The organism is Rhizobium sp. NPDC092011, assembly GCF_044756305.1.
GTDB lineage: Bacteria > Pseudomonadota > Alphaproteobacteria > Rhizobiales > Rhizobiaceae > Rhizobium.
On record NZ_JBIVSO010000007.1, the window covers coordinates 15915 to 28224 of the forward strand.

At 58.4% G+C, this 12310-nt stretch carries 9 protein-coding genes and 1 pseudogene; 7 read left to right on the forward strand and 3 right to left on the reverse strand.

Going from position 1 to position 12310, the window contains the following annotated elements; genetic code table 11:
- Nucleotides 1-9: 9 nt before the first annotated feature.
- Nucleotides 10-367: pseudogene (locus tag ACIQJ2_RS24405) on the forward strand (DDE-type integrase/transposase/recombinase); the annotation flags it as partial.
- Here ACIQJ2_RS24405 and ACIQJ2_RS24410 read toward each other — a convergent pair.
- Together ACIQJ2_RS24410 and ACIQJ2_RS24415 are read right to left on the reverse strand one after the other, a co-directional pair.
- Nucleotides 340-2439: an NAD(P)-binding protein gene (locus tag ACIQJ2_RS24410; protein WP_400671741.1), complete on the reverse strand. Its 2100-nt coding sequence runs from the start codon at nucleotides 2437-2439 to the stop codon at nucleotides 340-342. The pseudogene ACIQJ2_RS24405 and the gene ACIQJ2_RS24410 overlap by 28 nt on opposite strands.
- A 608-nt stretch (nucleotides 2440-3047) precedes the next feature.
- On the reverse strand, nucleotides 3048-4136 hold the full coding sequence (locus tag ACIQJ2_RS24415; protein WP_400671791.1) for a LacI family DNA-binding transcriptional regulator: 1089 nt from the start codon (nucleotides 4134-4136) through the stop codon (nucleotides 3048-3050).
- A 224-nt stretch (nucleotides 4137-4360) separates the two neighbouring features.
- Between ACIQJ2_RS24415 and ACIQJ2_RS24420 the strand changes: the two genes are divergently transcribed.
- The 4 genes from ACIQJ2_RS24420 to ACIQJ2_RS24435 all read left to right on the forward strand — a co-directional run bounded on the left by ACIQJ2_RS24420 (nucleotide 4361) and on the right by ACIQJ2_RS24435 (nucleotide 8985).
- Nucleotides 4361-5194, forward strand: coding sequence for an ABC transporter substrate-binding protein (locus tag ACIQJ2_RS24420; RefSeq protein WP_199150014.1), 834 nt, complete (start codon nucleotides 4361-4363; stop codon nucleotides 5192-5194).
- Between the two features lie 68 nt (nucleotides 5195-5262).
- Nucleotides 5263-6792, forward strand: a complete 1530-nt coding sequence (locus tag ACIQJ2_RS24425) for an amino acid ABC transporter permease/ATP-binding protein (protein ID WP_400671738.1) — start codon at nucleotides 5263-5265, stop codon at nucleotides 6790-6792.
- Nucleotides 6793-6809: 17 nt separating this feature from the next.
- Entirely contained in the window at nucleotides 6810-7817 is a 1008-nt protein-coding gene (locus ACIQJ2_RS24430; protein WP_400671736.1) for a Gfo/Idh/MocA family protein, read from the forward strand.
- A 34-nt stretch (nucleotides 7818-7851) separates the two neighbouring features.
- The gene (locus ACIQJ2_RS24435; RefSeq protein WP_400671734.1) at nucleotides 7852-8985 is read left to right on the forward strand and encodes an NAD(P)/FAD-dependent oxidoreductase; all 1134 of its coding nucleotides are present in this window, start codon (nucleotides 7852-7854) and stop codon (nucleotides 8983-8985) included.
- A gap of 470 nt (nucleotides 8986-9455) precedes the next feature.
- Here the strand turns inward: ACIQJ2_RS24435 and betI are convergent, their stop codons facing one another.
- Nucleotides 9456-10064: a choline-responsive transcriptional repressor BetI gene (gene betI, locus ACIQJ2_RS24440; RefSeq protein ID WP_400671731.1), complete on the reverse strand. Its 609-nt coding sequence runs from the start codon at nucleotides 10062-10064 to the stop codon at nucleotides 9456-9458.
- Between the two features lie 131 nt (nucleotides 10065-10195).
- Here betI and choX point away from each other — a divergent pair, with 131 nt between their 5' ends.
- Together choX and ACIQJ2_RS24450 are read left to right on the forward strand one after the other, a co-directional pair.
- Complete coding sequence (gene choX, locus ACIQJ2_RS24445; RefSeq protein WP_400671789.1) at nucleotides 10196-11110, forward strand: choline ABC transporter substrate-binding protein; 915 nt, start codon at nucleotides 10196-10198, stop codon at nucleotides 11108-11110.
- A gap of 2 nt (nucleotides 11111-11112) precedes the next feature.
- Nucleotides 11113-11937 (forward strand): alpha/beta fold hydrolase, encoded by an 825-nt coding sequence (locus ACIQJ2_RS24450; RefSeq protein ID WP_400746627.1) that lies wholly within the window; start codon nucleotides 11113-11115, stop codon nucleotides 11935-11937.
- Nucleotides 11938-12310 lie beyond the last annotated feature (373 nt).

Consider the following 12310-nt stretch of genomic DNA (forward strand, 5'->3'; position numbering starts at 1 on the left):
GCGGACTGAGCTACCAACAGATTGCTGGTCAGGCTGCTCAAGAACAAGGGCCTGATGCCAATGCATCATCACCGACAAATTGCGTTCATATGGCGCTACGAAACGGGAGGTCATGCCAAGTGCCGACCATCGATCGCAAAAAGGTCTGAACGATCGAGCGAAGAATTCTCACCTATCGCTTCGAAAACGCGAACGGATGACGGAGGAATGCCGATCGGCGAGCGGCTTACAACATCTCGTATCGATCTTCTCGCCAGTCAGAGATCTCTACGTCGCGCCGCATCAAAAACGCTCAACCCTGGCCACCCACACTCACCGTCTGCGCGCCATCGCATTGCCTTACTTCCGTTTCACCGGTCCGGCGTAGAGCGCTGCAATGTCCTCGCGCAGGAAGGGTGGAGAATCCCTGTCAATCTGCTCTTGATACGTTCGAGCATAGTCGTGACCCGAATAGACAGCTGCCGCGATGATACCAGGGGCCAGACAGTCCCCCAACCGGACTACGGACTTGATGCCGGCATCGGCCCAGTCCGCCTCCCGTGCCTTCAGGTCAAGCCACAATGTTTCATCGGGCAGGCGCGCGGTGACTGGAACAAGCGTGTCGCAATCGATTTGTCGCCTCCTCCCGCTATAAATGCAGGAGAGCTCGAGCCAATCCTTCGTGCGGTCGGCAAGTGCCATGGCGCAGATGATCTCCACTCCGAGCTCGATAAGACGCTTTTGAACCCGTGCCTGTTCGAGCGTGTTCTTGCTCCAAGGGGAAACCTGGGCTTCGGGCGTCACGAAGATAACGGTCCGGCCGGCCCTGGAGAGCAATTCTGCGAGCACGCTGCCCAAGTAAAAGCTATCGTCGTCGAATACGACAACCGGACCGCCGGCAGCGACCGCCGAAGCGCCTGCGTCAAGAAGGATATCAGGCGATAGGAGATTACCTGCCTCCAGAAATGCAAGGGGTTGCCGGTGAGTGCGGCCGACGCCATCGCATCGCCATTTCGATCCAGTTGCGATCGCGACGTGAGGAATACCATACTGCAGGATGTCGTCGGCACTTAGCGCGCTGTGCAGATAGAGTTCGGCATTGGCCCGTGCGCTCAGCTGACCGACCCGCCAGTCGCGAACGCGGCCCCATGTCGCAAGTCCTGGCAGGCGACATTCTCGCGCGACCCTGCCGCCCCACTCCTTGCCTCCTTCAGCAAGCAAAACATCGACACCGCGTTGGGCAAGGGCCCGAGCCGCTTCGAGCCCCGCCGGACCACCCCCGATGATCAGGGCCGGTTCGGGTGCCGGCGACGATGCTATGATTTCCGGATGCCAACCCTTGCGCCATTCTTCGCCGATCGTTGGATTCTGCGTGCATCGCATGGGTACGTTGGTGTTGTCGCCCGATGCGCAGATATTGCAACCGATGCATTCGCGGATGTCGTCGATACGACCTTCCTCTATCTTTTTCGGAAGGTAGGGATCGGCGATCGATGGCCGTGCCGCGCCGATGAAGTCGAGGATGCCCTGGCGCACCGCTCGCACCATGCTGTCCGGCGAGGTATAGCGTCCAACGCCGACGACCGGCTTTGTTGTGACGGACTTGACGAAGCGGATATAGGGCTCCTGGTAGCCTTCCTCAGAAAAGCGGGCAGTCTGGCTATCGTTGGACCAGTCGGACAGATTGACGTCCCATAGGTCTGGAAGTTCGGCAAGTGCTGCGATGATATCCTTGCCTTCACCCTCGCTGGTGATCCCTGAGGGGCCAATCAATTCGTCCACCGCCAGACGGACGGCGAGCGCACAGCTGTCGCCGATCACCTCCCGCGTGTCCTCCAGGATCTCGCGGAATAGCCTCAGTCGGTTTTCAAACGACCCGCCATACTCGTCGGTGCGATCATTGTGACGGCGCGATAGGAAATGTTGCAATATGCTCATGTCGTGTCCGGCATAAACATAAATGATATCGAAGCCGGCCTCTTTTGCGCGCAAAGCCGCGTTGCGATACCAGCGACGCATGTCGGAGATATCCGATTTGTCCATGGCGCGCGCCTGCACGGGATCGAGGCCGTCGCCGACAGCATGCGATGGGGCTAGCGGGATCATCCGACTGAATCGGTTGGCAACATGCAAGCCGTTATGCACGAGCTGAACGGCCGCAAGGCTCCCGTGGTGATGAATGCGTTCGGTGACTGCGCACAGTGCTGGCAGGTCGCGCTCGTCCCACAGGCGGGCTTCGTTGGCCGGCGTCAGGTCCGAGGTGGGATGAATTTCCGCCTCCTGAGTCGAGACGACGGCCCAACCTCCCTCTGCTTTCATGCCGCGGAGCTGGGCTTCTGCATTGGGGTAACGGTACCCCATGCCCGAACAGTGCGGTACTTGATAGAAGCGGTTGCGCGCCGTGACCGGGCCGATCTTGACGGGTTCGAAGAGAATATCGAAGCGCGGATCTCGGGACATGGCAATTACCTTCAAATGAATTTTCTTGGGGCGGCGAAGACCGTTAGACTTGATCGTTTACACAGATGGGCAAGCTTTACCACTGTGCGACCTCAGGCCCCATCCTCCGCGATATAGACATTATTCGAAAGAGGGCTGCGAGCCAGAGGCGAAGGAATAAGGAGGTACGTCGGAGCGCTAGGTGAGGGTTTCCTTCGCCATAGGACAATGCCAACACAAGGCGCCTTCACTGCAATCTGCCCAGGTCTATTTCGCAGGTCGGGAACAAGAATTACGCTAATATTCAGCCCGCGGGTCATCTTCCTGGAAATGGAGGGAGCGCTGAGCGTCGCGACCTGAAACGTCCCTTGCGCTGTCGTCGCGGCCACGATGAAACGTTCAGGGATAAGCGTGGATGAGCAGGTCTTGGGCTGGGCGGACAGGGCTAACGCTTGCATGTGCGAAATCCTGATTTTTAGTGCTCCAAAGCGCCGTGTCGGGGAAATCGACGCGGTGTCCGGCTTGTTGAGCGAAAGCCCCCGGAGATGTGCGTCGCTTGCCGGCTGGGGGCTCCTAGCGAAGCTCTGCCGGATCTTGATTGTGTCGCGCGATTTGGAGCGATGATATTCCTATTGAGCTCGCGCCTTCGTGGTCGACGCTGAACCTACCGAAGCCCGCGCGATGACCTCAGTTTGAAGGATGATCCGCCGGGCTGATGTGACGGATCCATCCAATCGCTCGACTAGCAATTTCGCGACTGCTTCCCCAAGGAGATATACGGGCTGACTGACGACTGTAACGGGAGGGGAGGTGACCGCGGTCCAGTCGGCATCGTGGAAAGATATCAGAGACAGATCGTCCGGGATTGAAAGATCCATCATCCGCGCGATCTTGAAGACCTCCAAGCCAATCAGGCTGTCGGAAGCGATGATCGCTGTTGGACGATCCGGTGCGTTAAGCATCTGCGTCGATATCTGACGTGCCAGCTCAGGTGTGGAGGCGCCCATGCGGACCCATTGTTCCATCGGGGGAAGGCCAGCTTTTCGGCAGACTTCCAGGAAGCCTTCAACTCGCCTGCGCACAGATCCCGTGTTGATGTCGCTCAGCTGGCGGAAGCGGTGGTCACTTGTGTCGCACGCCGTCAGATAGGCGATGTGGCGATGCCCAAGTTCGATCAATTGACGGGTGATACCTTCTGCAGCATGGCGATCGTCAACAATTGCTGTGTCGACATCGAAATTGTCGATGCCGCGGTCGAGGAGCGCGAGGGGCCGACCGGAGCGCGCAATATCGCGAAGATGCTCCACATCGCTTTCCTTTGCGGGCGAAACAATCAACCCATCGACGCGCTTCGCAAGCAGTGTTTTGACTGCGGCCCTCTCAGTCGACACGTCTTCCCCCGAGTTGGTGAGGATCACCGTGAAGCCCGCCTGCCTTGCGACGTCTGTGATGCCTCGAACCGCAAGGCTGAAAAACGGGTTTTCAATATCGCCAACCACGACCCCAATGGTTCCGGAGCGACCGGTCGTCATGCTGCGAGCTAGCTCGTTTGGCCTATAGTCCAAGGCTCTAGCCGCAGCAGTTACAGCCTCTTTTACCCGGTCGCTGACAGTTCCGTATCCGCCTAAAACTCGCGCCGCCGTGGCTTTTGAGACACCGGCTTCTCGAGCGACGTCGGCAACGGTAGCAGAGGTTTTCAGGCGCGTTATCGGGTCCATGAAGGCAGCTTTACAAGAGATATTGACGAGTTGCAAATGCGAAGATATCAATTGATAAAACTAAAAGAGACCGGTCTCAATTTAGAAAGAGACCGGTCTCGCAAAGAAAATGCACTTGATACCTGCATGCGACTGCAGGGGCTGGACGTGCACTTACGCTGCCGTCCGGATGGGACCCCTGCGACTAAAAATCGCGAACGAAACCGCCAGAGGAGAATAAAGAAATGAACCTACCCAGCTTGATTGCTCGCAATCTCGATCGAATTCGCGCCGCATTGGTCGGCGTCACGATTGGCCTCTCTACAAGTGCCGTACCTGCGCTAGCGGCCGAAAACCCTTATAACCTCATTGACCCGAGCGTTATCAGTGTCGGGACAATGGGCGATTCCAAGCCCTACACCTTCACCACTGCAGACGGGAAATTTACCGGCTTCGATATCGAGCTCTTTTTGAACGTTGCCTCGCGTATGGGTTTCTCGAGCGACAAGGTTACGTTTACCGGCCAGGAGTTCTCGGCTCTCCTGCCCTCGGTAGCCAACCAGCGATTTGATGTCGCCGTCGCTGCCATCGGAACCACCGAGGCACGTAAGAAGACGGTCGATTTCTCGGATGGCTATCTCGCCGGCTATCTGTCGGTTTTGACCTCGGACGCTTCTATCAAGGACGCGGATGGCCTTAAGGGCAAGCGTCTGGGCGTCGTTCAGGGCACGCTCCAGGAGGTTTATGCCACTAAGAACTTCGCAGGCACCGATCTCGTCAAGTTCCCTGATAATAATTCGGCCGTCGCGGCGTTGAACAACGGCACGATCGATGCGCATTTCCTCGACTACGAAGCCGCCAAACAATACGGCGAGCGATACAAGTCTCTGAAAATTGCCGTCAACATACCCTCGTTTGACGCACCTGCGGGCTTCGTGGTCCACAAGGGCAACGATGCCTTTCGACTGGCGCTGAACAAGGCGCTCCATGAAGCGATGCAGGACGGTACTTGGAAGACGCTTTATGAGAAGTGGTTCCCCGGTTCGCCGATGCCCGATCAATATCTTCCCAAGAAGTAAGGCAACGCCGCCGCCCGGCGCGCCGGGCGGCGGCAATTAACCCGCCTGAGAGTTTCAAGGGGAATTGAATGGATTGGCTTGAGAACCTCCGTCGCAGCTTCCTTGACTGGGATGCGATGGCCGAAGTCCTGCCGAGCATGATCACGGTCGGACTGAAAAATACACTGATCCTGGCCGCGGCTTCCACTGTGCTCGGCGTCATCATCGGGATGATACTGGCCGTGATGGGCATCTCGCAGTCCCGCTGGCTGCGTCTGCCGGCGCGTATTTATACCGACATCTTTCGCGGCTTGCCGGCGATCGTGACAATTCTCATCATTGGTCAAGGCTTTGCGCGCATCGGCCGCGAACTATTCGGTCCATCACCTTTTCCACTCGGCATTATCGCGCTCAGCTTGATCGCAGGGGCCTATATCGGCGAAATCTTTCGATCCGGGATCCAGAGCGTCGAACGGGGCCAGTTGGAAGCTTGCCGGGCGCTCAGCATGAGCTATGGGCAGGGAATGCGGCTGATCATCATCCCGCAGGGCGTCCGGCGCGTTCTTCCAGCGCTCGTCAATCAATTCATCGGCAACGTCAAGGATTCGAGCCTCGTCTATTTCCTCGGCCTTCTGGCGTCCGAGCGCGAAATCTTCCGTGTCGGCCAGGACCAGGCCGTCGTCACGGGAAACCTCTCGCCGCTCCTGCTGGCTGGCATTTTCTATCTGGTGATCACCGTTCCGCTGACGCACCTCGTCAATTTCATCGATGCGCGCCTGCGCCTCGGCCGCCAGGGCCGGAGCAGCGGCACGACAAGCGGCTTAGTCGAGGTCGACGAACTGGCCGCTGCATCGACCGACCCGGCAACCGGTGAGACCAAGGCTGCGCGCTTCAAGGGAGGCGCCGTGAAGATCCGCGATCTCAGCATGGCCTATGGCGACCTCGAAGTGTTGAAGGGCATCGACCTGGATATCGGGCGCGGCACGGTGACCTGCATCATCGGCCCTTCCGGCTCGGGCAAGTCGACATTGCTGCGTTGCCTCAACCGTCTCGTGGAGCCGAAGCGGGGCGACATCGCCCTCGATGGCGAAAGCATCCTGTTGATGAAGCCGGAAAGCCTGCGCCGGCGCGTCGGCATGGTGTTCCAGCACTTCAACCTGTTTCCAGACCATACCGCGCTTGAAAATGTCATGCTCTCACTGACGAAGATCAAGAAGATGCCAATGCGCGAAGCCCGTCGCACGGCCGAGGCTCGCCTGGCGGAGGTCGGTCTTGCCGGACGCCAGGGTCACCGCCCCGCAGGTCTGTCCGGCGGCCAGCAGCAGCGTGTTGCCATCGCCCGCGCCCTCGCCATGGATCCGGAAGTCGTCCTCTTCGACGAGGTGACAAGCGCGCTCGACCCGGAACTGGTCAAGGGTGTACTTGACTTGATGGCCAATCTCGGGCGCCAGGGAATGACCATGGCGGTCGTAACCCATGAGATGGGCTTTGCCCGCAAAGTTGCCGACCAGGTCGTCTTCATGGACGAGGGCCGCATTGTCGAGGTCGGTCCACCCGAGCAGATCTTCGACAATCCGCAAAGTGATCGGCTGAAGCGCTTCCTGGCGGAAGTCCTGTGATTGGAGAAGGTTGCGACATGACACGAACAATTCGATGGGGCGTGCTTGGCTGCGCAGGGATCGCCATCAATGCGGTCATACCCGCAATCCAGTCGAGCAAGTTCGGCCGGGTTACGGCCATTGCCTCCCGCGACCTCAACAAGGCTAGGCAAACCGCAGCTACTTTTCAGATCCCCACCGCCTATGGAAGCTATGAGGAACTGCTTGCAGATCCGAACATCGATGCGATCTACAACCCGCTGCCAAACCACCTCCACGTGCCGCTGACACGTCAAGCCCTGGAGCATGGCAAGCCGGTTCTTTGCGAAAAGCCGATCGCGCTGAGTTCGCAGGAAGCCGAGGAGCTTTCGGCAGTCGAGAAAAGAACCGGTTTGCCTGTCGCCGAAGCTTTCATGGTCCGCCACCATCCCCAGTGGAAGATGGCACGCACGCTCGCCATGGCGGGGCATCTCGGCGAGGTCCGGGCAATTCAGGCTATATTTTCCTACTATCTGGAAGACCCGAATAATGTGCGCAATCAGGCGTCGATCGGTGGCGGCGCGCTTCTCGACGTCGGCTGCTATGCGGTCAACACCGCCCGATTGCTGTTCGGTGCGGAGCCGGTGAGGGCAATCGCCGCGCTCGAGCGCGACCCGGTCTTTGAGACCGACCGGCTGACGAGCGGCCTCATGGAATTTCCCGGTGGTCGGCAGCTTGTCTTTACATGTGCGACGCAGCTCGCGCTGACGCAAAAGGTCACCATTCTCGGCACGAGGGGCCGCATGGAGCTTGAGGTCCCATTCAATGCGCCGTCGGACGCGCAAACGACCATCGTCATCGATAGCGGTGAGGATCTTGCAGGCAGCGGGCGTCAGGAAATCGTCATCGATGCGGTGGACCAATATCGCGAGCAGGCCGATGCGTTTGCCACGACCATTCTGACCGGGGCTCCGCTCGTTGCAGACCTCAATGATGCGATCGCCAACATGAGGGCGCTCGATGCACTCTTGCGCTCAACGACGACGGGACGTTGGGAAGCTCCCTGAACGATCATCTTCGACAAACTGGAAAGGCACGTTCATGAACGACAATATCATCACCTCGGCCGTCATCGTCGGTGCGGGCATTTTCGGGGTTTCGACGGGCGTGCAACTGGCCCGGCGCGGCGTCCAGGTCACGATTGTCAACGACGGGCCGCCCGCCAATGGCGCGTCCGGCCGGTCGTTGTCCTGGCTCAATTCGGCACGCATGCGGTCGAAACCCTATCATCTCCTGCGCGTCGCAGGGATTGATCGGTATCGGACCCTGGCGGCACGCAATCCCGGTGTGGAATGGCTGCGTTTCGACGGAGGCTTGACCTGGGACGCAGAGGGCAAGGGCAACGACATCGCGCGCGTCTTCGACTACGAAGTCTCGATCGGCTATGATGCACGGCATCTCGAGCCCGGCAAGGTTGCTGTCACGACGCCCGGTGTCGATGCCGATGCGGTGACCTCGTGCGGAGCGATTTTCAATCCAGGTGAGGGATGGGTCGACCTGCCTAAGCTCATCGGCCATCTGCTGCAGGAATTTACCGAACTTGGTGGCCGTATGGTCGCGGATGAGGGCAAGGCAAGAGTTATTGTCGAAGGCGGTCGCGCCGCCGGGATCGAAACTGCTAAGGGCAAGCGTTACGAGGCCGATGCCGTGCTCCTCGCCACCGGCCATCACGTGCCGAAAATGGCGGCCGATGCTGGCCAGACGATCGGGGATGACACGCCGATCGCACTTCTGGTGCAGACCAAGCCTCTCGGCCATCCTCTGGCCGCCGTACTGAACACGCCACGCGTCGCCGTTCGCCCAGCACCCGGCGGTACTTTGTCAATCGATGCCGATTGGGCCGCCGATCAGGGTGTGAAGGTCAAGCCGGACGGGACGTATGAAGTCGATCATTCGGTGGTTGAGGCACTGCTGGACGAGGCCTCGAAAGTGCTGGATGGCAATCCGAAAATCGAAGTTGCCTCGATCGGTGTCGGCGGAAAGCCGATTCCGGGCGACGGAGAGCCGGTGCTTGGCGCTCTGAAAGCGATCCCAAGCTACTATGTTGCCTTCAGCCACAGTGGCGCGACACTCGGTCTAATTGTCGGTGAATTGCTCGCCTACGAGATCGCGACCGGCAAAGAGCATCCGATGCTTGCAACCTTCCGCCCAGAGCGCTTTATTCAGGAACGTTGACCGGGTTCACAATCACATGCAGAGCCCGCTGGGCGCTGGTCTTGTGCGGCGATCTAAAAGAGTAACGGTGCGCCGTATCTATCGCATGCTCGACGGGGGGAGCATTAAGAACTCCCGCCGTGGAAAGAGCTACGCACCTTGAGAGAATATCTCAAGGAAGTCCGACCGGCCTCCGGTTTGGTTGGAGGAGATTATTAGAAGATCGTGCGTCGAGCTTATTCCTGACGGCTTCAGCCAACCTAGCCTTTGTCGCAGGCTTCCCAGCATTTTCGACATATCCGACAACCACTGGGAGGCGATCCTGAGCCTCTAAGGGGGCGCTTCGAATGCCTCCTTTTCGCGATTGCCAGCTCGAAGGCGCGATGCCGAGAAGTCCTTGGTCGCCAGGCGATGGCGCGTGGCCTCATTGTTTTGTGCTTCGACAGGCAAAATTGCGCTGGCGGTGTTCAGGAATCAGCAGAAAGGCCGCCCTAGGTCCCGGCGAGGGACAGTTGCGCAGCGACGGACGGCAATCGGTGCGATAGATAATCGCGCATCTGGCCAATAGCATCTCTACGCGTCATACCCTCAGTCTGCAGACCCAATCGCAGCCAAAGGCCGTCGATCAGTGCCGTAATGCCAAGTGCGACGGCCTCACTTTCGCCTTGTGGCAGAATTTGGACCAACGCCGACATGAGATTTGACCGCATCCGTGCATGTATGACCTTCTGGATGCGTGCCAATTGCGGTTCGCGCGGAACTTCCGCGCAAAGCGCCAACCACGCGTGACAAACGGAAGGCTGGAAAAAGCGTTCTTCGAAATTGCCCTCAATAATCGCCTCCAGTCTTTCTAGAGGGCTACTGGCGCGGCGGAGCCGTTCGATGACGGCATCCCGCAACACGGCATTTGCCTCTCGCATCGCATGCTCGAACAGTTCCTGCTTGTTCTTGAAATAGTGGAGCACGATGCCCTTGGAAGCGCCGGCCTGTGCGGCAACTTTCTCCAAGGTTGCTCCTGCCATGCCCTCCCGCTGCAAGACTTCAAATGCAGCGCGCCTGAGTTCGCGCTTTCGAATGTCGCTGATCTTCGCGAGTCTCATTTTACCCCCTGGTTGGAGCGCATATTGACAAACTTTCCGCTCAGGTCAATTATTGACCCATGGGACAATAAAATATCCGAATGGACAATATGAGGGGAATAACCATGAAATCATCACTGAGAGCGGGGACAATGGCGATAATGTTCCTGGCCACAACCGCGCATGCTTTCGCCGGCGAAGCCGAAAGCTGCAAGGCCGTCAGATTGGCGGAACCGGGCTGGAATGATCTGGCCTTCACGACAGGGATCGGCACTACCCTCCTGAAGGCTCTGGGCTATGAAGCCCAGAGCCAACTCCTGGGCATCGACGTCATTTACGCCAGCCTTAAGAACAAGAACCTCGATGTATTCCTCGGTTATTGGAATCCCGCCATGGTCAACTATTACAAACCGTACAAAGAGGATGGCTCGGTGGAGACGGTCCGCACCAACCTTGAAGGTGCGAAATACACCTTCGCGGTTCCAACCTATGTCTGGGACGCCGGCGTCAAGGATTTCTCCGACCTGCAGAAATTTGCCGATAAATTCGATCGCAAGCTCTATGGTATTGAACCGGGCTCCAACCAACTGATGATCGACGCCACCAAAGAACCGGCCTTGGGTCTTCAGGGGTGGGACGTCATCGAGTCAAGTGAGCAGGGCATGTTATCGGAAGTCAGTCGCCGAACACGCGCCAAATCATTCATCGTGTTTCAAGGATGGGCGCCTCATCCGATGAACACCGCCTTCGACATCAAATATCTTACCGGGGGCGACAAGTTCTACGGTCCAAATTTCGGTGCGGCGACGGTATCGACGCAGGTGCGCAAGGGTTATCTCCAAGAGTGCTCCAATGTGGCGAAGCTCCTGAATAACCTGACATTCGATATCAATTACGAGAACCGCGGCATGGCTTACATCATGAACGATGGTCTCGAACCCGACGCCGCCGCCTTAAAGGCAATCAAGGAGGAACCGGCTCGTCTGGATGCCTGGTTGGCGGGAGTGTCGACATATAGCGGCCAGCCGGGGCTTGCTGCGGTCAAAAGTGCTCTCGGGCTCCAATGAAGATGCGCCAGGACGATTGGCATCGCCGTAAACGTTACGTGGAAACGCCGGGAGGCAGGCCTATCGCTCTTATCGATAGCGGGGGAAATAGGCCGGCGCTTCTTATGTTGCATGGCTTTTCGGACACCAGCCGCAGCTTTGCTACGCTCGAACCCTTCCTCTCGCGATTTCGACTGATCCTTCCTGATCTTCCGGGGCACGGGGCATCTGTTCTGGATGAGGGAATGCGTGTCGACGATTTCGCCACGAGCATCGACCGGCTTGTCGAGCGCCTCGGCCTTGAAGATATCGCACTCGTTGGGCATTCGATGGGGGCGATGACGTCTATAGAGCTCGCCGCCCGCCGTCGACATGAGGTCAGCGCGCTCATTCTTCTGTCCGCCAGCCTGCGGCCGGATTTCGATGCCGAGAGCCCGATTTCGCGCGACATACGCGCATTAGGAGATCCTATCGATCCCTCAGGGCGGTTTCTTCGCGATTGGTATGCCTGCAGCCGACCTGTCGATTCAAACTTCTTGTCGAAGATGAAGCTGGATGCGGCCGCGATGCCAGCAGCAACATGGCAAGGCATTCTGGACGGCTTCAACGAAACCGATTTGCGGCACAGTGCGTCGTGCGTCACGGCACCCGTACTTTGCATTGCCGGCTCAGCCGATCCACTCTTCGGTGACCCGCATCGCCAGGCGCTCGCAAGCGCATTTCAGTCGGTTCGATCGATCACGCTTGAGGGATATGGACATAACCCGCATTGGGAAGATCCAGAGAAAGTTTCTGCACTGATCCTGTCGTTCCTCTCGGAGGTGGGTAGATCCGAACCATCCCCATAGGTTTATCTCAGAGACAGTCGCGTCTTCGGCGCCATTCGGGCCTCGTGCGCTATACCCTAGAGCTCTCTCGATGACGAATGTGGGCAAATCGCCGGTGCCGCCGCGTCGGCATTTTGCGCCATCCAAGTCCTCGGAGCTGCCCCGCTCGACCCGCTGACTGCGGACGGCTATTGTTATTGCGTATCGACAAATGACCCCAGCGCATGAGGTATTACAAAGAGTTGGCGTAGGTATCGGCTTGGAGACGCCGTGGTGATTTACAGTAGGTCATTGCGCACTGGATGATCTCGGCTCAATTATCCGTGAGCAATGAAGCCGAGGATAAGGTGACGTCGCCGCAGACACGGCAGCTCTCTCCGGTGGAACAAAGGCC

Coding starts and splice junctions, on each gene's coding strand:
- ACIQJ2_RS24415 (WP_400671791.1), bottom strand. CDS start 4,136: ATGGACCCGATAACGCGCCTGAAAACCTCTGCTACCGTTGCCGACGTC.
- ACIQJ2_RS24435 (WP_400671734.1), top strand. CDS start 7,852: ATGAACGACAATATCATCACCTCGGCCGTCATCGTCGGTGCGGGCATT.
- ACIQJ2_RS24425 (WP_400671738.1), top strand. CDS start 5,263: ATGGATTGGCTTGAGAACCTCCGTCGCAGCTTCCTTGACTGGGATGCG.
- ACIQJ2_RS24450 (WP_400746627.1), top strand. CDS start 11,113: ATGCGCCAGGACGATTGGCATCGCCGTAAACGTTACGTGGAAACGCCG.
- ACIQJ2_RS24420 (WP_199150014.1), top strand. CDS start 4,361: ATGAACCTACCCAGCTTGATTGCTCGCAATCTCGATCGAATTCGCGCC.
- ACIQJ2_RS24410 (WP_400671741.1), bottom strand. CDS start 2,439: ATGTCCCGAGATCCGCGCTTCGATATTCTCTTCGAACCCGTCAAGATC.
- betI (WP_400671731.1), bottom strand. CDS start 10,064: ATGAGACTCGCGAAGATCAGCGACATTCGAAAGCGCGAACTCAGGCGC.
- ACIQJ2_RS24430 (WP_400671736.1), top strand. CDS start 6,810: ATGACACGAACAATTCGATGGGGCGTGCTTGGCTGCGCAGGGATCGCC.
- choX (WP_400671789.1), top strand. CDS start 10,196: ATGGCGATAATGTTCCTGGCCACAACCGCGCATGCTTTCGCCGGCGAA.